The organism is Lentisalinibacter sediminis (genome assembly GCF_040706615.1).
In the GTDB taxonomy this organism is placed as follows: Bacteria; Pseudomonadota; Gammaproteobacteria; order Steroidobacterales; family Woeseiaceae; genus Lentisalinibacter; species Lentisalinibacter sediminis.
Map to the genome: position 1 here is coordinate 415,294 of NZ_JAPDRF010000002.1, position 20,809 is coordinate 436,102.

14 protein-coding genes are annotated in these 20,809 nt (G+C 69.9%); 5 read left to right on the plus strand and 9 right to left on the minus strand.

Annotation, left to right across the window (positions count from 1 at the left end; all coding sequences use genetic code 11):
• Positions 1 to 155 precede the first annotated feature (155 nt).
• Positions 156 to 725: a thioredoxin family protein gene (locus ACJMKX_RS04740; protein ID WP_405221759.1), complete on the plus strand. Its 570-nt coding sequence runs from the start codon at positions 156 to 158 to the stop codon at positions 723 to 725.
• Positions 726 to 740: 15 nt separating this feature from the next.
• Here ACJMKX_RS04740 and ACJMKX_RS04745 read toward each other — a convergent pair whose 3' ends face one another.
• Complete coding sequence (locus ACJMKX_RS04745) at positions 741 to 4,196, minus strand: mechanosensitive ion channel domain-containing protein (RefSeq protein ID WP_405221762.1); 3,456 nt, start codon at positions 4,194 to 4,196, stop codon at positions 741 to 743.
• 38 nt (positions 4,197 to 4,234) lie between these two features.
• Here ACJMKX_RS04745 and ACJMKX_RS04750 point away from each other — a divergent pair, with 38 nt between their 5' ends.
• From ACJMKX_RS04750 to ACJMKX_RS04760, 3 genes are read left to right on the plus strand one after another with little or no spacing between them, the layout of a single operon-like run.
• Positions 4,235 to 6,619 carry a TolC family protein gene (locus ACJMKX_RS04750; RefSeq protein ID WP_405221765.1) on the plus strand — a complete coding sequence of 795 codons (2,385 nt, stop codon included), beginning with the start codon at positions 4,235 to 4,237 and terminating at the stop codon, positions 6,617 to 6,619.
• Complete coding sequence (locus tag ACJMKX_RS04755) at positions 6,606 to 7,724, plus strand: efflux RND transporter periplasmic adaptor subunit (protein WP_405221767.1); 1,119 nt, start codon at positions 6,606 to 6,608, stop codon at positions 7,722 to 7,724. Before ACJMKX_RS04750 ends, ACJMKX_RS04755 begins: the two co-directional genes overlap by 14 nt.
• On the plus strand, positions 7,724 to 10,798 hold the full coding sequence (locus tag ACJMKX_RS04760) for an efflux RND transporter permease subunit (RefSeq protein WP_405221770.1): 3,075 nt from the start codon (positions 7,724 to 7,726) through the stop codon (positions 10,796 to 10,798). The genes ACJMKX_RS04755 and ACJMKX_RS04760 overlap by 1 nt, the downstream gene beginning before the upstream one ends.
• A gap of 55 nt (positions 10,799 to 10,853) precedes the next feature.
• Here ACJMKX_RS04760 and ACJMKX_RS04765 read toward each other — a convergent pair whose 3' ends face one another.
• Both ACJMKX_RS04765 and ACJMKX_RS04770 read right to left on the minus strand, forming a co-directional pair.
• Positions 10,854 to 11,069: a hypothetical protein gene (locus ACJMKX_RS04765; protein ID WP_405221773.1), complete on the minus strand. Its 216-nt coding sequence runs from the start codon at positions 11,067 to 11,069 to the stop codon at positions 10,854 to 10,856.
• A 94-nt stretch (positions 11,070 to 11,163) separates the two neighbouring features.
• Positions 11,164 to 12,114, minus strand: coding sequence for a DMT family transporter (locus tag ACJMKX_RS04770; RefSeq protein ID WP_405221776.1), 951 nt, complete (start codon positions 12,112 to 12,114; stop codon positions 11,164 to 11,166).
• A gap of 29 nt (positions 12,115 to 12,143) precedes the next feature.
• Here ACJMKX_RS04770 and ACJMKX_RS04775 point away from each other — a divergent pair, with 29 nt between their 5' ends.
• Positions 12,144 to 12,800 carry an outer membrane beta-barrel protein gene (locus tag ACJMKX_RS04775; RefSeq protein ID WP_405221779.1) on the plus strand — a complete coding sequence of 219 codons (657 nt, stop codon included), beginning with the start codon at positions 12,144 to 12,146 and terminating at the stop codon, positions 12,798 to 12,800.
• A gap of 6 nt (positions 12,801 to 12,806) precedes the next feature.
• Here the strand turns inward: ACJMKX_RS04775 and ACJMKX_RS04780 are convergent, their stop codons facing one another.
• From ACJMKX_RS04780 to ACJMKX_RS04805, 6 genes are all read right to left on the minus strand, one after another.
• Positions 12,807 to 13,922 (minus strand): c-type cytochrome, encoded by a 1,116-nt coding sequence (locus ACJMKX_RS04780; protein ID WP_405221782.1) that lies wholly within the window; start codon positions 13,920 to 13,922, stop codon positions 12,807 to 12,809.
• Positions 13,923 to 13,953: 31 nt separating this feature from the next.
• Positions 13,954 to 14,286 (minus strand): chaperone modulator CbpM, encoded by a 333-nt coding sequence (locus tag ACJMKX_RS04785; protein WP_405221785.1) that lies wholly within the window; start codon positions 14,284 to 14,286, stop codon positions 13,954 to 13,956.
• A gap of 18 nt (positions 14,287 to 14,304) precedes the next feature.
• Positions 14,305 to 15,312: a DnaJ C-terminal domain-containing protein gene (locus ACJMKX_RS04790; RefSeq protein ID WP_405221788.1), complete on the minus strand. Its 1,008-nt coding sequence runs from the start codon at positions 15,310 to 15,312 to the stop codon at positions 14,305 to 14,307.
• A gap of 107 nt (positions 15,313 to 15,419) precedes the next feature.
• Positions 15,420 to 17,426, minus strand: coding sequence for a protein-L-isoaspartate(D-aspartate) O-methyltransferase (locus ACJMKX_RS04795; protein WP_405221790.1), 2,007 nt, complete (start codon positions 17,424 to 17,426; stop codon positions 15,420 to 15,422).
• A gap of 95 nt (positions 17,427 to 17,521) precedes the next feature.
• Positions 17,522 to 18,319 (minus strand): hypothetical protein, encoded by a 798-nt coding sequence (locus tag ACJMKX_RS04800; RefSeq protein WP_405221793.1) that lies wholly within the window; start codon positions 18,317 to 18,319, stop codon positions 17,522 to 17,524.
• Entirely contained in the window at positions 18,297 to 20,759 is a 2,463-nt protein-coding gene (locus tag ACJMKX_RS04805) for a Lon protease family protein (protein WP_405221796.1), read from the minus strand. The genes ACJMKX_RS04800 and ACJMKX_RS04805 overlap by 23 nt, the downstream gene beginning before the upstream one ends.
• Positions 20,760 to 20,809: the final 50 nt, after the last annotated feature.

Consider the following 20,809-nt stretch of genomic DNA (forward strand, 5'->3'; position numbering starts at 1 on the left):
CAAATTCGATACGACGATCGAGCCGACCGACCTCCTCCACGCCCTTCCGGCGTGCAGGGGAGTGTTTCGTGGCGCTGCGGGCTTCGGATGCAGGTGGCGGCACTGCTACCATGACCGGGTATGCCGTAATGACACCCTGACAGGAGACACGAGCGATGGCGCTGACAGAATCCCGCATGCTCCCGCTGGGCACCGAGGCCCCGGCCTTCACCCTGCCGGATTGCGAGGGGGCCGAACACTCGCTGGCGGATGCCGCGGACGCGCCCGCCGTGCTGGTCATGTTCATCTGCAACCACTGCCCCTACGTCAAGCACGTGCGCGGAGAGCTCGCCCGGCTGGCGCGGGACTACACGCTGCGCGACGTCGCGGTGTTCGGCATCAACAGCAACGACGCCTCCACACACCCGGACGACAGCCCGGCCAGGATGCGCGCGGAGGCAGCGGAGTGGGACTACAGCTTCCCCTACCTGGTGGACGAGGATCAGTCGGTCGCGAAGGCCTACGGCGCCGCGTGCACGCCGGACTTCTTCGTCTTCGACGCCGAAGGTCGCCTGGCCTACCGGGGCCAGCTGGACGACAGCCGGCCCGGCAACGACGCGCCGGTGACCGGCGCCGACCTGCGCGCCGCCCTGGACGCCGTGCTGGAGGGCAGGCCGGTGCCCGAGCCGCAGAAGCCGAGCATCGGCTGCAACATCAAGTGGAAGCCGGGCAACGAGCCGGACTGATCCGCCGGCCGGGACTCAGTCCGCTGCCGGCACGTCCGCGCCGCGCATCAGTTTGATCTCCAGCGGGCTCGTCGTGTCCAGGTGCACGTCGCGCTGCGGGAAGGCGATCACGATGCCGGCCTCATTGAACTTGCGGTTGATGGCCCTGTGCAGGTCCGTGCTCGTCTCCAGGCGCACGCCCAGTGCCGGCACGAAGCAACGCAGACCCAGATTCAGCGAGTTGTCGCCGAAGGACTCGAACGTCACCAGCGGCGCCGGGTCCTCCAGGACATTGGGATGCTCGCGGGCGGCCTCCTCGATCAGCAGCAGCGCCTTCTCCACGTCGCTGCCATAAGCCACGCCCACCATGAAGTAGATGCGGATGATCTCGTCCGAGAGCGACCAGTTCAGCACACGACCGGTGATGAACTCCTTGTTCGGCACCAGCAGTTCCTGGCGGTCCCAGGTGCGGATCGTCGTCGCCCGGATCTGCACCCGGGTGACCGCGCCGCTGGTATCACCGACCGTGACGATATCCCCGACCCGCACCGGTCGCTCCATCAGGATGATCAGTCCGCTGATGAAGTTGGCCACGATCTCCTGCAGACCGAAGCCGATGCCCACACCCAGCGCGGCCACCAGCCACTGCAGCTTCGACCAGTCCACGCCGATGGTGGCCAGCACGAAGGTGAGGCCGATGCCGGCGATGCTGTAGCGGGCCAGCGTGGCGAAGGCGAGCCGGCTGCCCGGTGTCACCGAGGGACGCTGGCGCAGCACGATCTCCAGCAGGGAAGGAACGGTGCGGGCGCCGACGACGGTCAGCAGGACGGCGAGCGCTGCCGCGAAAATATCCATGAGCGTGACCGCACGGATGCTTTGCTCGCCGCCGACCTGTTGCACGGACTGCCACAGGGTGATGTCGCTGAAGGCGCCCAGCGCGGGCATCATGCCGGACCAGATGCCGCCGAATCCGAGGAACGCCGTCACCGCCAGGGCCACGTTGAGGAGCTTGCGGGTATCGGCGTCGAGCGAGCCGATGTCCACCGGGGTATCGCCGGCCACGGCCGCCGACTCGTCGGAGGCCGCGGCCACGGTTCCCTCCGCCTCCCGCGCGGCGCGGGCAGCTTCGCGCCGCTGCAGCGCCTCGCGCAGGAGCAGGCGGCGTCGCACGACCAGCAGCCAGCGTACGACCAGCTCGCGCAGCAACACCAGGCCGAAGACCAGCCACAGGGTATTGATCAGCTGGCCGAGCAGGGTGCCGGCGGAATACAGGTAGCCCGCCAGTGCCATCAGACCCAGGGCGGCGGGCAGGGCCAGAGACAGCAGCAGCCAGAACCAGGGCCACGGGAGCACCGGCTCGTCGCTGCCGTGGCGCTGCAGTGCCCTCAGGATGCCGCGGCGGGGCACCAGCAGACGATAGAGGAACACCATCAGCCCGCCGATCAGGAGCAGGAACACCACCTGGATGAGGGCGCCGACGGCCGTGGGTTCGCGGAACCCGGTCGCGGCCACCAGCAGAAAACCCGGCACCAGCAGCGTGACCATCAGCTGGTCCATCTGCCGGCGCAGCTGCGCGAGCCCCTCCGGCGCCCAGCGGAAATGGCCCTCCGCCACACCGCCCGGCGTGCACAGGATCCGGAATGCGCGCAGGAAGAACAGCAGTGGAGTGATCTGCAGCAAGGCACCACCCACCGCCCGGGAAGCCTGCGTCGCCTGCCACGACGCACTGAGCTCGTAACCGGTGACCCCCGTGAACAGGGGCCAGGGCACCGTCATGACCAGCGTGATGCCGACCGCCCGCAGCGTGCTCGCGAACGTATCCTCGGACGGCTTGCCGACCTTCGCGGCGCTCGCCCGGAGCGCGGCACGCAGCGCGCCGAGGCGCCACCAGAAGATCAGCAGCACGAGCACGGCGAGCAACTGCAGGGGCGAGCGCGTGAGGCGAAGGAGGAAGACCTCGGCGGCCTCCGCCCATTGCCCGGGTGCCAGGAAGGCGGCGACTTCACCAGGCAGACCCAGCAGCCCGGCCGGTCCCAGCGTCGGCCGGTTGCGCACCCACATCAGGCGCTCGGAGAGGAAGTCCCGGTACTCCTGTACCACGCGATAGAGCTGGGACTCGGTGTACTCGTACTCGGACAGCAGACGGATGTAGTCGTCGTTCACCTCGGCCAGCTGCCGGAGGAGGTCCTGACGCACGCCGGCCAGCCGGCCGAGCGGTCCGCGTAACGTCCCGGCTTCCGCCGGCGGGAGCTCCTGCAGGATGTCCTCCACGCGCGCGTCCACGTCGCGGTACTGCTGCAGCGCTTCCTCCAGCCGGATGTCGCGCAGGCCGGCCTCAGCGATCTGTTCCTCCCGCTCGCGGGAATCGCGGCGATAGTCGGCCAGTGCCGGCAGATCGCGCCGTTCCTCGCCCAGATAGCGCCCCATTGCCGGGCTGACACCCGCCACGTCCAGCTTCTGGCGCGCGTTCTGGAAACGGCGCTGCAGCGACTGCAGCCGCGCCCCGGCACGCTCGTCGTCGGCCGTCAGCTGCTCCAGTCGCCCGCTCAGCTCCCTGAGCTCCTCCGCCAACGCGAGGTTGCCCTCCAGCAGCTCCCGGGCCACCGGGTGGTCCGCGGCCTCGCCCAACTCGGCGGGGGCGATCTCGGCTATCACCCGCGCGGTCTCGCTCCGCCGCCGCTCGCCCAGCGCCGACTGCAACTCGCGCACACGTGCCTGGGCGGCCTCCAGCGTGCGGCGGGTCTCGTCGCGCTGCGCCTCCAGCAACTCCACTCTCATGGGCAGACTGAGAAGCTCGAGGTCGAGCTTGCGGCCCTCCTCGGCCAGCGCACGGACCGCGGTCTGCCGCGCCCACGCCCGGGCCTGGGTGACGATGTCGCTCTCGCCGGTGGGTGCGGCCTGGTTCATACCGGCCGCAATCTCCCTCGTCTCCTGCGCCACACCCGCCTGCCTCTGGCGCACCGCCTGGGGTCGGGTCTGCGCGGCGGCAAGGTTCTGCTCCAGCTCGGCGAGCGTCGCCTGGGCCGCGGCCACCGCGGCGCGCTCCTGCTGCAGGCGCTGCTCGATCTCGCGCGCCGGCGTATCCGCGCCGAAATCCAGTCCGGCCAGCGGATCGCGGCCGGCGGCGGCGGCGAGCGATAAGCGTATCTCCTCGGTCTGCCGGGGCGCACTCACCTGCGCCTGCTCGAAACGCGCCGCCGCCTGCCGTTGCGCTTCTGCGGCCTGCAGGTTCGCGAGTGCGCGGCGGTACTGCTCCGTCGCCGCCGTCTTCGTCTCGGCGTCGTAGGCTGCCGAGGCCTGCACCTGCTCCAGCCGCGACTGGACCAGTGCGGCGGTGACCTCTGTGGCCGGCGCAGCCGCAGCCTCCTGAGCGTGCGGCGCCGTGGCGGAGAACAGGCCGATCGCGGTCAGCAAGGCCGCACCGACTGCCGCGACCGAGCCGCGGATTGCCGCCCGCTGTGCCACTACCGCCCGCACATGCGTAACACGCACAATGGCCTCCGCTCGCTGCCGCCCATAGTATGGCGCGTATGATCGCACGCGGCCTCGCTCTCGCACTACTGCTCGCGCTGGCGGCATCCGGCCTCGCCGGGGAGCTGCCGGCCGCCCGGGTCGGTGTCGTGCTGGACGGTCCGCTCAGCCGGCCGATATTCAGCCGCGAACGGGTCCGTGGCGAGATCGCCGCGCTGCTGGAGGGCGAATGGCGGCTCGAGATGGGGCAGGAGACCACCCGGCTCGGCGACTGGACGCTCGCCGGCGCCCGCGCCGCACTGGAGGCCCAGCTCGCCGACGAGCGCATCGACGTGGTAGTCACCCTCGGTGTGCTCGCCAGCCAGGCCGCCGCCGACATCGATACCCTGCCCAAACCCGTCGTGGCCGCCATCGTGGCGGATCCGGAGCTGCAGGGCTTCCCGCTGACGGACGGCGTCAGCGGGAAGCGCAACTTCACCTACCTGACCGACTTCCGCAGCATGGGCGAGCAGGTGCGCAGCTTCCGCCGCGCCGTCGAGTTCGACGATCTCGCCATCCTCGTCGATGCCGACATCCTGGCGGCGCTGCCGCGGCTGCGCCGCGAGAAGGAAGCCGAGATCGAACAGCGTTTCGGCATCCGGGTGGAGATCGTGCCGACGGGACCCTCGCCGGAGTCCCTATTCGACCGGCTGACAGGCGCCGACGCCGTCTACGTGACGCCGTTGCTGCGCTTCAGCGCAGACGACGTGCGTCGGCTCGCCGACCGGCTGATCGCCATGGAACTACCCTCTTTCTCGATGCTGGGCGGCGAGGAACTGGACCACGGTCTGCTGATGAACCTGGGCGGTGGCGAGCAGGCCGATATCGTCGCCGCGCGGCGCATCGCGCTCAATGTCCAGCGCATTCTGCTCGGCGACGACCCCGCCGTCATACCGGTGGCACTGAACCACGTACAGCGGCTGACCATCAACATGGCCGTGGCGGAGCGGCTCGGTTACGAACCGGACTTCTCCGTCTTGGCCGAAGCTCGCCTCCTCAACCCGCAGCCCGGCCAGTGGGGGGAGCCGGTCTCCTTCACCGAGGCGCTGGCCATGGCCGTGCGGCGCAATCGCCGGCTGCAGGCCGCGGCCTACGGCCCGGAGCTCGCCGCCACCGAACTCGATTCGGCGCGCTCCCGGCTGCTGCCGCAGCTGGGCCTGGAGGCCGGCCGCACCCACATCGACGCCGACCGGGCGCTGCTGCAGCCGGAGCGCAGCACCGACCTTCAAGTGAGCGCCCGGCAGGTCGTCTACTCGGACGACGCGGTCGCCGATTGGCGCGCCGCGGGCCGGCAGGTCGACGCCAGCATCCTCGACTACCGCGCGCGGGAACTCGAGGTCATGCGCTCTGCGGGCGAGGCCTATCTGCAGGTACTGCGCGCCCGCGCCATCTACGAGGTGCGCCAGGCCAACCTGGAGATCACCCGGGAGAACCTGCAGCTGGCCCGGGTGCGGGAGTCCATCGGCTACTCGGGCCGCGCCGACGTGCTGCGCTGGGAGACTCGGCTGGCCACGGACCGGGTGGACCTGATCGACGCGGAACGCTCGCTGGACCAGGCCGGCGTGCGCCTGGGGCAGGTGCTCGGCGCCTCTCAGGAAGACCCGCCGCAGCCTGCAGACGACAGCGTGGATACCACGCTGGGATACTTCCGCTCCGCGCGCTTCGGCCGTCTCATCGACTCCCGCAGCGCCTGGGACCGGTTCCGGGCGTTCCTGGTCCGAGAAGCACTGGAGCGTTCACCCGAGCTGGCCGGCCTGGACGAGCGCATCGCCGCCGGCGAGCGCCAGCGCCTTGCGGCCCGCCGCAAGTTCTACATACCGGAGATCGCACTGCAGGCCGGAGCCGGCGAGCGCATCCAGGCCAGCGGCGCAGGATCCGGTTCGTCGCTGTTCCAGGGCCTCATCCAGCAGGACGACCGCTCCTGGAACGTCGCCCTGACGGCTTCCTGGCCGATATTCAGCGGCGGCGCCCTGCGGGCGCGGCTGTCCGCAGCCGAACTGGAACTCGGCCGGCTGCAGGCCGAGCGGCTCGCCACCGAAGAGGACATCGAGGCCCGGATGCGCATCGCGCTGCACGCGACCGGCGCCTCGTTCCAGTCCATCGGCCTCACCGAGGGAGCCGCGCGGGCGGCCCGGGAGAACCTGGACATCGTCGCGGACGCCTACGGCCGCGGCGCCGCTTCCATCACCGACCTGCTGGAGGCCCAGGACGCGCTGCTCGACGCGGAGCTGGGCACGGAGAACGCCCGTTTCCGCTATCTCATCGACCTGATGGACGTACTGCGAGCGACGGCGGATTTCCGCCTCGTGCTGGAGCCGGCCTATCGGGAGGAATTCCTGCGCCGCGCGCTGGCGTTCGTGGAAGACGGCGGCAGCGACAGAGGGAACGCCCATGAAGAGAACTGAATCGCCGCGGACGGCAGTGGCCACCACTGCCCTCGCCTTGTCCCTCGCAGTGCTCGCCGCCTGCGAGGCGACGCCCCCGCCTACGGAGCCGGAGGTGCGGCCGGTACGCTACAGCCGTGTCGTGGCGGCGGACTCGCAGGAGGCCGAGACCTTTTCCGGCGTCGCGCAGGCGGAGATGGAGACCGACCTCTCCTTCAAGGTGAGCGGAAACCTCATCGAACTGCCGGTGTCGCTCGGCGACCGGCTGGACGCCGGGACGCTGATCGGACGGCTGGACCCGACCGACTACCGGGTACGGCTGGAGGAAGCGGAGGCGGGTCTGGCCCAGGCCCGCGCCCAGGAGCGCAACGCGGCGGCCAGCTACGAGCGTGTGCGCGGCCTGTACGAGAACCGCAACGCCTCGCGCAGCGACCTGGACAGCGCCCGCGCCGCATTCGAATCCGCCCGCGCCTCCGTGAACGCGGCCCGGCAGAAGCTCGAGGCGGCACGGCTGCAGCTCTCCTATACCCGTCTGTACTCACCCGCCGACTGCACGGCGGCGAGGCTCATTGCCGAGGTCAATCAGAATGTCCAGGCCGGCCAGCCGATCGCCCGGGTGAACTGCGGCGACTGCGCCGAGGTGGTCGTCAACGTGCCCGAGACCTACATCGAGCGCATCCGCAGCGGCATGGAGGCGACAGTGTCCATCAACGCCGTCGACCTGCCGGAGATAGCCGGCACGGTCTCGGAGGTGGGCGTCGCCACCGGCCCCCGCGGCGCGACCTATCCGGTCACCATCGCCCTCGGCGGCGGCTGCGGGGTCGTGCGCTCAGGGATGGCCGCCGAAGCGAAACTGCTGCTACCCGCCACCGGCGACCGGGGCGAGTTGATGGTGCCCACGGTGGCGGTCGGCGAGGACCGGCAGGGACGATTCGTCTTCGTGCTGGAGCCGGCCGGAGACGGATCCGGCCATTACACGACGCGCCGCCGCGCGGTCGAGACCGGCCGCCCCGACCCGGACGGCATGGTCATCACCCGCGGCCTGTCGGCGGATGAGATCGTGGTCACCGCCGGCGTGCGACGCATCGTCGACGGCCAGAAGGTGCGCCTGCTGGACCGCGACTGATGCTCGATATCACCCGCATCGCGCTCGAGAGACGACGCATCACGATCGTCTCGCTGCTGATCCTGTTCGTCGCCGGCGGCCTCGCCTACCGCGAGATGCCGCGGGCGGAGGATCCGGGCTTCATCGTGCGTACGGCGATGGTGCAGACCGTCTTCCCCGGCGCGAGCCCCGAGCGGGTGGAGATGCTGGTCACCGACAAGCTCGAGCGGGTGATCCAGGAGATGCCCGAGCTGGACACGGTGCGCAGCAGCTCAAAGGTGGGCGTCTCCGTCATCTACGTGGACATCCGCGAGGAATACACGGAGATGCAGCCAATCTGGGACGACCTGCGCCGCAAGGTGGAGCGGGTGGCGCCGGACCTGCCCGACGGCGTGCGCGGGCCGTTCGTCAACGACGAATTCGGCGACGTCTACGGCATCCAGATCGCGGTCACCGGCGGCGGCTACAGCTACCGGGAACTCGAGGAGGTGGCCGACGAGGTACGCGACGAGCTGCTGCTGATCGCCGACGCCGCCAAGGTGGAGGTGGCGGGCGCGCAGGACGAGCGCATCTTCGGCGAGTTCGACAACACCGTGCTGTCGGAATACGGGCTCTCGCCGCTGCAGCTGCGCGAGGCCCTGCAGGCGCGCAACATCGTGCTGCCCGGCGGCGACATCACCACCGAGTACGAGAAGATCGTGCTCGAGCCGAGCGGTAGCTTCGCCTCGGTGGACGACATCCGCAATACGCTCATCCGCATCCCCACCAGCGGCGAGATCGTGCGCCTCTCCGATGTGCTCGAGATCCGCCGCGGCTACATCGACCCGCCCGACCAGCGGGTGCGCTACAACGGCCAGCCCAGCCTGATACTCGCGGTCTCGATGCGCGAGGGCGGCAACATCATCGACCTCGGCCGGTCGGTCCGGCAGGTCCTCGCGCGGGTGCGCGGCAACTATCCGATCGGCCTCGAGCTGGATGTGCTCCAGTTCCAGCCGCAGGTGGTCGAGGACAAGATCGACGACTTCGTCTCCAACCTCGTGCAGGCCGTCCTCGTCGTCGGTCTGGTGATGCTGGCCTTCCTCGGCGTGCGCACCGGTCTGGTGGTGGCCAGCCTGGTGCCGGCCGCCATACTCGCCAGCTTCGCGCTCATGGGACTGTTCGATATCGGTCTCGACCAGGTGTCGCTGGCCGCGCTGATCATCGCGCTCGGAATGCTGGTGGACAACGCCATCGTCATGTCGGAGTCGATCATGGTGCGCATGCGCGACGGCGAGGACGGCAAGACGGCGGCGCTCGCGTCCGCGCGGGAACTGCGTCTGCCGCTGCTGATCTCGTCGCTCACCACCTCGGCCGCCTTTCTGCCGATCTACCTGGCCGAGTCGTCCACCGGCGAGTACACGGCGCCGCTGTTCAAAGTGGTGACGATCACCCTGCTCTCCTCCTGGGTGATGGCGCTGACGCTGATACCGCTGCTGTGCATCACCTTCCTGCGGGTCGGACAGCGGGATCCGGACGCGGCGGACGGGCCCGCGATGCGCCGCTACGATGCCGTGCTGCGCGCCGTCCTCGCCCGTCCGGGGATGACTCTCACCGCCGTCGTCGCGGTGTTCGCCCTGTCGCTGTATGCGCTGCGCTGGGTGCCGGACATCTTCTTCCCGCCGAACGACCGGACCACGTTCACCGCGGAGCTGGAGCTGCCGGTGGGCTCGCCGATCGAGGCCACGGACGCCCTGACGGCGGAGCTCGAGTCGTTCATCGCGACGGAACTCGCCGCCAGCGAAGAGCGGGACGGCATCGAGGAATGGGCGGCTTTCGTCGGCGAAGGCGCGCCACGCTTCATCCTGTCGTACAGCCCCGAGCCGCCGAATCCGAGCTATGCACTGATCCTCGGCCACACCGGCGAGCGCGCCACCATCGATCGGCTGGTGGTGCCCGAGATCGAGTCCTTCTTACTGGAGCGCTTCCCGTCCGCCAAGGTCACGGTGCGGCCCCTGCCGATGGGCGAACCCGCCTGGCCGCCGATTGCGGTCCGTCTCAAGGGACGCGATACGGAGACGCTGTTCGCGCTGCTGGACGAGGTCAAGGCGAGGCTGCGCGAGACGCCGGGCGCCGCCCAGGTCACCGACGACTGGGGCGCGCGCACCAAGAAGGTGGAGGTGCGCATCGACGAGACCCGCGCCCAGCAGGCCGGTGTCACCAACCAGGACGTGGCCATCGCCATGCAGACCTATCTCTCGGGCCTGGAGACGACGGAGTTCCGCGAAGAAGACGATCTGATCCCGATCGTGCTGCGCTCCGCGGGCCAGGAGCGCCTGGATCCGGACCGCCTCGGCAACATAGCCGTCTATGCCCACGGCGGCTCGCGCACCGTGCCGCTGAGCCAGGTGGCCGTGCCGGAGATCGTCTGGCAGCCGGGGGTGATCAAGCGCCGCGACCGTCAGCGCACCATGACCGCGGAGGCGCTGCTGGAGCCCGGCTACACCTCCAGCGAGGTCATCGAGAACATCGAGCCGTGGCTGCGGGAGGCATCCGCCGACTGGCCGTACGGCGTGAGCTGGAGCCTGGGCGGCGAGGCCGAGACTTCCGCCGACGCGAACGCCTCCATCATGGAGAAGCTGCCGTTCGCGGTCATGCTCATCGTGTTGCTGCTGGTGCTGCAGTTCGACTCGGTGCGCAAGCCCGCCATCATCCTCACGACCATCCCGCTGGCCTTCATCGGCGTGATCGCGGGGCTCCTGATCGCGCGCTCCTACTTCGGCTTCATGACACTGCTCGGCGTGATATCGCTGGCCGGCATCGTCATCAACAACGCCATCGTGCTGCTCGACCGGATCCGGATCGAGCAGGAGGAGAACGGTCTCGGAGCGGCCGAGGCCGTCGTGGCAGCGGCGCGCCAGCGTGCGCGGCCCATACTGCTGACCGCAGCCACGACCATCGGCGGACTGATCCCCCTGTGGATCGGTGGCGGGCCCATGTGGGAGCCGATGGCCATCGCCATCATCTTCGGCCTGGCCTTCGCCACGGTGCTGACGCTCGGCGTGGTACCGGTGCTCTACCGGGTGCTGTACCGCACGGGGGACCCGGCGCCGCCCTAGTCGAGCAGGCGGGGCGGCCTATGGCGACCGGCGTAAACTGCCGGTCGGCGTGTGATCAGAGTCGCGCCAGCGCCTGCTGCACACGGGCGAGCATGTTCGGCTCGCCGCCGGCCATGTTCTCGCCTTCGGCCTGCTGCAGCAGCTCGGCGTCCTGGCGCCAGCGCTCCAGGATGGCCTTCTTCTGCTCCGGCGTCAGGTCCTGCTGCGTCAGGACGGCTTCCGGTGTTTCGAATTCGCTGGACGGGTCTGCGAGTGCGTGTTCGAGATTCATGTTATGGAGTATATCAAAAGCACCACAGAAGCTTTGGGTTCTTGTTCCGCCCTGTCGGTTATGGCGGGCACGACGATTGGCGCCACCGGACCGGCTACACGCGGAATGCCAGCGCCGCGGCCCCGCCCACGACGAGGGCGAGCCCGGCGAGCTGCAGGGGCGCGAAGGCGGTGCCCAGCAGCAGCCATTCCGCAGTGGCGGTGAGCACCGGAGCCAGGCCGACGAACGCGGCAGCCATGCTGGCGCCGGCGGTCTGCATCGCCCGGTAGAGCCCGAGCACGCCGCCGGCCATCGCGACGCCCGCGCCGAGCAGCCACCACCACACCGCGGTCAGCGCGGACCATTGCGCCGGTGCCGTCCAGGGCAGCACTGCGAGCAGTACCGCCGTGCCGAACAAGAGCCTTCCGGCGGCCACGAAGCGGGGATCCGCGTCCCGCAGCGTGCGCTTCGCATAGACGTCTGCCAGGCCGATCAGCGGCAGCGTCGCCGCCAGTGCCCAGAAGGGCCAGCCGATCACGATACCGCCGGGCCCGGTATTCATGAGGAAGAGCCCGGCGCTCATCACGGCGATAATGAGCCAGGCGACCCCGCTCAGGCGTTCGGCCAGCAGGAAACGGGCCGCGACGGCGGTGGCCACCGGATACATGGACTGGAACAGGCTGCGGTTGGTGGCCGTGGTCTCCGTCATGGCGAGCACGCTGAGCAGCACGACGGCGCCGGAGCCCATCGCCCCCACCAGGAATACATGCCGCCAGGTCCCGCGGCCATGGCCGGCCAGCGTACGCCCCGGCCCGGCGGCGAGCAGTGGCGAGAGCGCGACCACCGCCGCCACGGCCGTCGTGGCAACGGACAGCGGCAACGGCGCCGCACCGGCCGTCAGCGCGGCTTTCTTGGCCAGCGGCGCCAGGCCGAGGCAGCCTGCGGCCAGCGCGACGTCGCCGATGAGTCTGAAGCCTTTGTGGATGGGCGAGTCCTTCCGGCGGTGGCGTCGTACGCTACCATACGCGGACCCATTCCATGGACAAGGCCCATGGACGAGACCCATGGAAGGGAGCCATGGACAGGAGACCGATCATGACGCCTCACCGAGCAGCCACGGCAGCCCTGCTCGCCCTGCTGATCTTGCCGCCGCTGGTCGCTGCGCGGGCAGTCGCCGACGAGCAACCCGGCGACATCGAACTCACCGCCTCGGCCGCCTGGCGTTACGGCGGCAGCTTCGACCGCGCCGACGGCGGGGATCTGGACATCGAGGACGGCGGCGGCTTCGCGCTCACCGCGAACTTCCGCGCCGAGGCCAACACCCAGTGGGAGGTCTACTACTCGCGCCAGAGCAGCGAGTTCACGACAGGCGACCTGTTCGCGGGCACGCCGGTGGTCGACGTAGACGTCGACTATTTCCACGGCGGCGGCACCTACATCGTGCAGGGCGGCAATGTCAGGCCCTACGTCGTCATGACGCTGGGCATCTCGCGCTTCGCACCGGCCGACGCCGAAGACGCCGACCTGAACGACGAGACCTTCTTCTCGGGCTCCCTCGGCGCAGGCGTGCGCATCGCCGCCGGCGAGCGCATGGCCTTCCGGCTGGAAGCCCGCGCCTTCACCAGCTTCGTCGACAGCGACTCGAACCTGTTCTGCGTCGCCGGCGGCAGCGACAATGTCTGCCTGCTGGAGGCCGACGGCAGCACCGTCACCCAGTGGCAGGCGACGGCCGGCCTGACGCTGAAGTTCTGAGCGGCGCTACCAGCCCTTGAAGAACCCGCCGTCCGCGAAGTCCCACAGCAGGGTCAGGTGATAGCGGGTGTCGTACGCCTGATCGCTCAGGGGTAACTCCACGCCCAGATTCAGGGCCACGTGGCCGCCCCGCGTGAGGCCGATGCGCACCTGCGGCAGCGCGGTGAACTGCACGGCGTCTTCGCCGTTGCGGTCGAACGGCGCGGTGGCCGTAACCTCCAGCGCCGGGAATACGCGGCGGGGCCACGGGCTCCAGGTGTAGTGCACGATGCCGGCCAGCTCGAGCTCGCCCTGATCGAAGTCATCCACCGGCAGCTTCACCCGGGCGCTGCCCTGGAAGATGGCCGCGTCGTTCAACTGCTTCGCGTAGGCCAGGTAGGGCGCGAGTTCCACCTCGCCTTCGCTCTGCAGCGGCACGGCCACGACGAAGGCTGCCGACCACAGCGAGCGGTCCTCCAGACTCCAGGCGAAGGCATGCTTGTAGCCGACCTCGACCTCCTCGAACTCGGAGTCGACACCGTCATCGGCATGGATGATCTCCAGTATCGTCTGGCCCGCCTTGCCGACCCGCTTCTCGAACTCGATCACGTTGCGGAAAACGTCCTCGCCGTCACGGTTCTCCAGGCGGGACTTCCACACCCATTCGTCCTCCGGGAAGGCCTTCTTGGTGCGCACCGGCAGGAACAGGTTCATCTCGCCCGGCGGATATTCGCTGGTGTCCGCCAGCGTCTTCACGTAGGCGACCACGGCCTCGATCTCCTCATCCGAGAGGTTCCCGCCCTGGGCGGGCATCTGGGCGGACAGGCCCATTGCGTGACCGCCGTGCTCGACCACCATCGCCCAGTCTCCGCGGGGCTCCCGGCTGTTGAACAGTGGGTCCGACAGGTCCGCCGGCTCCGGGTCGAGGGCCTGTACCACCGGGCTGTCCGGATCCGGCATGCCCTTCGGTCCATGGCAGGATGCGCAGACCGATTCGAAAATTCGCTTCCCTTCTTCGATATCCGCTGCCCGGACAGAGACCACGGCCAGACAACAGAGCAGCAGTACGCACACGCGCCTCATGACACTCTCCTTGCAAAGGACCATGGGATGACCGTAACGCAGGACACCGGCCCGCCCCATGCCGGCAATTACCTAACGTCCGGGGGTTGACTCAGGAGCCGGGATCGACGGCACGCAGTCGCGAGCGCAGGTGCTCGAGTTCGTCGATGAGGTCGAGCGCCAGTGCGGCGCCCTGGATATTCAGACCGAGATCACGCTGCAGCGCGACGGCCCGGCGGGCGCGGGTCAGGCTGGCGCCCGTGAACTGCCATCTCCGGCGGCGATAGCTGACCGGCTCGATAACACCCTCCTCCACGAGCGCGATGATGTACTCGGCCTGCACCGCACAGGCGCTGCTGAGTTCCCGCAGCCCCAGCGTCGTGGTCTCCTCGAGGATGAAGCCGGTAATCTCCGTGCCCGTGTCCCTGCTGTGACGTTCGCTCATGACTCCGTCCCGGGCGGATCAGTGGCCCGCCTCCGTGCTGCGCCTGGTCATACGGCCGCGCGGATCGAATTCGAACTGGTCCGCGAAGCGGCGGTAGGCGGCCTTCTCGTCCTCCGTTTCGGCCGGCGGCGTCTCGATACGCACCGTGGCGTAGAGGTCGCCCGGGTTCTTGCCAGGCAGCCCGCGACCTTTCAGGCGCAGCTTGCGTCCTGCCGACGTATTGGGCGGGATGGTGAGATCCACCGCGCCCATCGGTGTCGGCACTTCCACCTTCGCGCCGAGGGCGGCTTCCCACGGCGCGAGCGGCAGGTCGAGGTGCAGGTCGGCACCGTCCACCCGGTACAGAGGGTGGGGCCGGAACTCCACTTCCAGGTAAAGGTCGCCCGCGCTGCCGCCGCCCATTCCCGGTGTGCCCTGGCCGGCCAGGCGGATGTGCTGTCCCGGCCTTACACCCTTCGGTATGCGCACGTTGAGCGTGCGCTGCCGGGTGCGCACGTGTCCTTCACGGTCCACGGACGGCGCCGTCAGGCTGATCGATCGGGTGACGCCCTCGAAGGCGTCCTCCAGATCGATCAGGATCTTCGCGTGGTGGTCTTCGCCGCGGGCGCTGAAGCCGCCGTCCCGGGCCTGGCGGAAATTGCCCATGCCAGCGCCCATGCCGCCGCGCCCGCCACCGCCCATGCCGCGGCCGCCGAACAGAGACTCGAAGAAGTCGCTGAACGCCGAAGCGTCGCCGCCCGTGAAGCCGCCGCCGGAGAACTCGAAGCCGGCGTCCCAGTCGGGCGGCGGCCGGAAGTCCTGCCCCGCCTTCCAGTCGGCGCCGAGCTGATCGTAGGCGGCGCGCTTCTCCGGATCCTTCAGCACCTCGTAGGCTTCGCCGACTTCCTTGAAGCGGGCCTCGGCGTCGGCCTCCTTGCTGACGTCCGGGTGATACTTGCGGGCGAGTTTGCGATAGGCGCGCTTGATCTCGTCCTGGGTGGCATCCCGGTCCACGCCCATGATCTTGTAATAGTCCTTGTACTTCATACGCGCTGCTTCATCCGCGAGACTCGCTGTCCGACAGCCTATAGATCGTGGCCGGGAGGCCGTTTTTCAAGCGTCCTGCCCTGCTCCCGGCGGCGGCCCTTCAGACCCTAGAGGCCGAACGGATAGGTATCCGGCATGTCCTCCAGCTCGTCGGTGGCGAGCGGTGTGACCGCGCGGCTGCGGTCGAACCAGACGTATTCGTCGAACTGCCGCGGCAGCACCGCTTCGAAGTAATGGCTCATGCGTTCGGCTTCCGGACGGTAGATCACGCCGATCGCCCGCTCCAGGCGCGGCCGCGACAGCGCCTCGCGCAGCTCGGTCTCGCCGTCGTCGGAGAGATCCAGCAGGAAGCGGCCGACGCCGGTGTCGTGCATCAGTCGCTCATAACTGTCGGCCAGCGACGGCCGCACGATCTTCACCTCCATCGGCCCGTCCCAGTCGGAGGCGGCGGCCACGGTACCGCCGTGGGTGCCGAAGCCGATGCTGTAGACGTCCTCGCCGAAGGCCTCACGGCAGAGGCGGCCGATGTTGGTCTCGCCGCGGGCGGACATCTCGGTGGCATCGGCGTCGCCGATGTGGGAATTGTGTGCCCAGACCACGGCCTTCGCTGCCGGGCCGTGGTGGTCGAGCAGCAGCGACAGCGTGTCGAACATGTGGGTGTCGCGCAGGTTCCACGAGGTCCGCGAGCCGTAGTACATGCTGCGGTAATAGCGCTCGGCGTTGGCCACCAGCCGGGCGTTCTGCATGGCGTCCAGGAAGCGCTCGCCGTCGGCGGCCACGTACTCCTCGCGCCGCTCCAGCAGATCGGTGAGCATGCGCACCACGTCCTCCTCGCAGCTGCGGTAGGAGCCGGTGAGGGCGGCATGGCCGTACGTAGCCGGGTCGGTCTGCCACGGCGTCAGGCAGCCGTAGCGCCGGCGGGCCAGCGCGGCGGTCTCCGGGTCGACGTCGTCGAGATAGCGCAGCACGGCCCGGATGGAAGTGTAGAGGCTGTAGAGGTCCAGTCCGTAGAAGGCGAAGCGCTCCGGCTCGGGCAGGTTGCCGTTGTGCCGGCGCAGCCACTCCACCAGTTCGCGTACCTCGGCGTTGCGCCACATCCACGTGGGGAAGCGGGCGAAGGCGGTCCACTCCGACGGCGGATACTCCAGGTGGCGGATGTAATGATCGACCCGGCCCGCATCCGGCCAGTCGCCCTCGATGGCCATGAAGCTGAAGCCCTTGCGCTCGATCAGCTCGCGGGTGATACGCGCGCGCATGCGGTAGAACTCGGACGTGCCGTGGCTCGCCTCGCCGAGCAGGACGATGCGCGCATCGCCGATGCGCGCCATGAGGCCGTCGAGGTCGGCACCGGCGATGTCGTCGAAGGGCTCCGCCCGCTGCGCGATGCTGGCCTCCAGCGTGGCCGGCCGGCGGCGGCTCTGCGCCGCGGACTCACCACCGCCGTTTTCCCAGCCCTGCTCGCCCACCAGCGGCACGAAGCGCACGTCGGCCAGGTCCTCGGTGGCGAAGTCGGACTCCGAGACCCGGGTGACCCGGACCAGCTCCTGGGCATAGGGCCGCGGCCCGATTGGGATCACCAGGCGGCCGCCCACTTTCAGCTGGCTCTTCAGCGAGTCCGGCACCGCCGGGCCGGCGGCGGCCACCACGATCGCGTCGAACGGCGCGGCATCGGCCCAGCCCAGGGTGCCGTCGGCATGGAGCACATGGACGTTGTCGTAACCGAGGGAAGCGAGGGCCTCGCCAGCGCGATCGGCCAGCGCCCCCACGCGTTCGATGGTGTACACCTCGCCGGCGATCTCGCCGAGGATCGCCGCGGCGTAGCCCGAGCCGGCGCCGATCTCCAGCACCTTCTCGCCGCCCTCCAGTGCGAGCGCCTCGATCATCATCGCCACGATGTAGGGCTGGGAGATGGTCTGGCCCTCGCCGATCGGCAGCGGGTTGTCGTCGTAGGCGAACTCCCTCAGATGCTCGGGCAGAAACGCCTCCCGGGGTACCCGTCGCATCGCCTCCAGCACCGCAGCGGAGCGCACGCCCCGACCCTCGATCTGGCGCTCGACCATCCGGTCCCTTTCCTCGCGCAGCTCGTCCGCGCGGGCGTGAGCGGCGGTATCCATTCGCTCTCCTCCCGGCCGCCGACGGCCGGTGTCCGTCCGTCTCCCTCCGAATCTACGCCCGCCGGCGGCGCTTGCGACACCGGGGTTTACCGAACTCAGGCGAGCAGTACCGAGGCATCCGTGCGCCGGAGCAGCTCGGCGAAGGCGCCCGGCGCGGCCAGCGGGTGCTCCCGGGGGACGATCAACACCCGCGCGTCTTCGGCGCCGAGGGCCGTCGCCACCTCCGCGGGCGTGGCCCGGGCGAGCGGCCGGGAGCGGAAACCGGCCGGCGCCGGTGCGTCCGTGTCCGGCCCGTTCAGGACGACGGCCTCCAGGCTCTCCGCGGCGGCGATCCGGCCGGCCAGCGCCCGGAGCTCGGCGGCACGCTCGCCCTCGGCAGGCAGCAGGACCACGCGTCGGCCGCTGGACCATTCCTCCTGCACGAACAGCACCATCCGTCCGGCGCCGCCGACCAGCCGGTGCACGGGCAGCCCGTACCAGCTGCGCACGCCGGCGCGCCGGTACGCCCGCGAGATCACCAGCGCGTCGAGCTGCTCCAGCCGGCGGCGCAGACCCTCGATGCCAGGCCCGCGCACCACCTCGAAGGAGTGCTGCACCCCGAGGCTGGCCGCGCCGCGCTCGAAAGACAGCCGCACCGCGCGCGAGCGCACGGCCAGCTGCCGGGTCAGGCGCCCGCCGCCGATCGACCGGGTCTCGCCCAGCGTCGTCACCTCGCGCGCGAGTGCGGAGCGTTCCAGTTCCGCGGTCTCCGTGTCCTCGACGAAGACGCCGATCAGGCTGGCGGACGGCCCGGCCAGGGACAGCACAGACCGGAGCGCGCTCTCCAGCGGCGCGGCCGGATCCAGCGCGACGGCGACGCTGAGCCTGCGGTCACTCCCGCTCGCCATTGCCATTGCCGGCCTCCCCGACAGTGTCGAGCTGGCGCTGTAGGAACCGGGCCCGGCCTTCGGAGAAATCCGACAGCGCCGTCTGGACGCGGCCGTTGACCGTCCCGGGCGGGTACTTGCCGTCCCGGTCGGCGACGCCCGCGCTCTCGCCGGTCAGCAGTTCGATGGCCTGGTCCACCGTATCCACCGCGTAGACGTGGAACCGCCCGGCCGCCACGGCCTCGCGCACGTCGCGGCTCAGCATCAGGTGCTTGCGGTTGTCGGCCGGGATGATGACGCCCTGCTCGCCGGTCAGGCCGGCGTCGCTGCAGATGTCGAAGAAGCCCTCGACCTTCTCGTTGATGCCGCCGACCACCTGCACCCGGCCGTGCTGATTCACGGAACCGGTGACCGCGATGGCCTGGCGCACCGGCACCTCGGCTAGCGCCGATACCAGGCTGCAGAACTCCGCCACCGAGGCACTGTCGCCCTCCACCCCGCCGTAGGTCTGCTCGAACACCAGGCTGGCGGACAGGGACAGGGGCACCTGCCGTGAATAGCGCGCGCCCAGCAGGGAGCCGAGGATGAGCACGCCCTTGCTGTGGATGGGGCCGCCGAGCTCCACCTCGCGCTGGATGTCGAGCAGGCTGCCGTCGCCCACGCGCACGGTGGCCGTGATGCGGGTGGGATGGCCGAACGCGTATCTGCCCAGCTGCAGCACCGACAGTCCGTTGACCTGCGCCACCGCCTCGCCGGTGACGTCCACCAGTATCGATCGGCGGGCGATGGCCTCGCGGTAGCGCTGGCGGATGCGGTCGTGACGGTGCTCGTACTCCGTCAGGGCCCGCTCGACGTCTTCCTCGTCCACCCGCCGCCGCCCGGCTTCCCGGGCCCAGTGACCCGCCTCGGCCAGCAGGTCGCCGAGCGGCCGGATGCGGGCCGACAGCTTGTCCGCGTCGCCTGCCAGCCGGGCACTGTGCTCCACGACCCGGGCGACGGCGTCGCGGCTGAACGGCGCCAGCCCGTCGCGGCGCACCATCCCGGCGATCAGCGCGGCCAGCTCCTCGCTGTGCCCGCCGTCGCGGTCGATCACGTCGGAGAAGTCGGCGGCCACGCGGAACAGCTCCGAGAACTCCGGGTCGTACTCGCTCAGCAGATAGTAGAGCCAGCGCTCGCCGACCAGGACGATCTTCGCCGTCATCGGTATCGGCTCGGGCTCGATCGTCACGGTCGTCATCAGGCTCAGCATCTGCTGCAGGCTCTGGATGGTGACCTCGCGCCCGGACAGCGCGCGCTTCAGCGCCTGCCAGGCGAAGGGCTCGCGCAGCAGCCGGTCGGCGTCCATCACCAGGAAGCCGCCGCCGGCACGCTGCAGCGCGCCGCCGCGGATCATCCGATGGTCGGTGACCAGCGAGCCGAACTCGGCGTAATGGTCGATGCGTCCCACCAGGTTGTGGTACACGGGGTGCTGTTCGTAGATCACCGGCGCGGCATCCAGCCCGGCGTTGTCCACGACCACGTTGACCTCGTAGCGCTGCAGGAACTTCGGCCGCTGGCGCCGGCCGGATTGCGGCATGAACGGCTGCGACGGCTCCGGGTTGATCAGGGCAGGCAGGTGGGCGAGCAGGTCCTGCTCCACGCCCTCCAGGTAGGCGCTCGCGTTCTCCAGCGCCCGGTAGCGCTCCTTCAGCTCCTCGAGGAACGGTCCGACGGCGGAAACGCCCACCTGGCGGTCCAGCTGGCGCACGCGCTCGTTGTGCTCCCGCTGCCACGTCGGCAGCTGGCGCAGGTGCGCGGCCAGCCGCTCGCCGAACTCGGCGATCTTGCGCCGGATCTCCTCCTGCTCGTCCTCGGGCAGCTCGCCGAAGGAATCCTCGTCGATGACCTTGCCGTCGCGCACCGGCGCGAAGGCGAAACCGCCAGGCGTCTGCAGCAGCCGCAGGCCGTTGCGTTCGGCATCCTCCGCCATCTCCTCCAGGGCGTGGCGGTGGCGCTCCTCGAACTCCTCGTCGATCTCCGAGCGCAGATGCCGGTACTCGTCGCTCTCGAAGGCAGCCGGCACCGACGACCAGACGTCGTCGATCAGCTGTTTCAAGCGCTCGCGCAGCCGGCGTCCCTCGCCGGCCGGGAGTTCCAGGGCCCGCGGCTTCTGCGGATCGTCGAAGGCATGCACGTAGCACCAGTCACTCGGCACTTCGCGCTGCGCGGCCGCCTCTTCCAGGAGCTGACGCATGGCGCCGTGGCGGTCGCTGCCCGGCTCGCCCAGGGCATAGAGGTTGTAGCCGTCGCGGTCCACGGCGACGGCGAGGCGGGCGGCGCCGAGGGCGCGGCTCTGGCCCACCACCTGCTCGCGGACGGGCAGATCGTCGGTGCTGTCGAAAGCGAGGTCACGCAGGTCGGAGCGCACATGGAGGGCATCCGCGGAGATGCGGAATCGCTCTGTCCCTGTGGCGCCGTGACCGGCCATAAATGTCGGGCTCCTGCCTGCCGGCCCAGTCTCGCCCAGCGTCTGCGGCG

Bases quoted from the DNA above. Each gene is read 5' to 3' on its own strand.
- ACJMKX_RS04805 (WP_405221796.1), bottom strand. From the start codon at position 20,759: ATGGCCGGTCACGGCGCCACAGGGACAGAGCGATTCCGCATCTCCGCG.
- ACJMKX_RS04740 (WP_405221759.1), top strand. From the start codon at position 156: ATGGCGCTGACAGAATCCCGCATGCTCCCGCTGGGCACCGAGGCCCCG.
- ACJMKX_RS04795 (WP_405221790.1), bottom strand. From the start codon at position 17,426: ATGGATACCGCCGCTCACGCCCGCGCGGACGAGCTGCGCGAGGAAAGG.
- ACJMKX_RS04780 (WP_405221782.1), bottom strand. From the start codon at position 13,922: ATGGGGCGGGCCGGTGTCCTGCGTTACGGTCATCCCATGGTCCTTTGC.
- ACJMKX_RS04770 (WP_405221776.1), bottom strand. From the start codon at position 12,114: ATGGGTCTCGTCCATGGGCCTTGTCCATGGAATGGGTCCGCGTATGGT.
- ACJMKX_RS04775 (WP_405221779.1), top strand. From the start codon at position 12,144: ATGACGCCTCACCGAGCAGCCACGGCAGCCCTGCTCGCCCTGCTGATC.
- ACJMKX_RS04760 (WP_405221770.1), top strand. From the start codon at position 7,724: ATGCTCGATATCACCCGCATCGCGCTCGAGAGACGACGCATCACGATC.
- ACJMKX_RS04800 (WP_405221793.1), bottom strand. From the start codon at position 18,319: ATGGCAATGGCGAGCGGGAGTGACCGCAGGCTCAGCGTCGCCGTCGCG.
- ACJMKX_RS04790 (WP_405221788.1), bottom strand. From the start codon at position 15,312: ATGAAGTACAAGGACTATTACAAGATCATGGGCGTGGACCGGGATGCC.
- ACJMKX_RS04765 (WP_405221773.1), bottom strand. From the start codon at position 11,069: ATGAATCTCGAACACGCACTCGCAGACCCGTCCAGCGAATTCGAAACA.
- ACJMKX_RS04750 (WP_405221765.1), top strand. From the start codon at position 4,235: ATGATCGCACGCGGCCTCGCTCTCGCACTACTGCTCGCGCTGGCGGCA.
- ACJMKX_RS04785 (WP_405221785.1), bottom strand. From the start codon at position 14,286: ATGAGCGAACGTCACAGCAGGGACACGGGCACGGAGATTACCGGCTTC.
- ACJMKX_RS04755 (WP_405221767.1), top strand. From the start codon at position 6,606: ATGAAGAGAACTGAATCGCCGCGGACGGCAGTGGCCACCACTGCCCTC.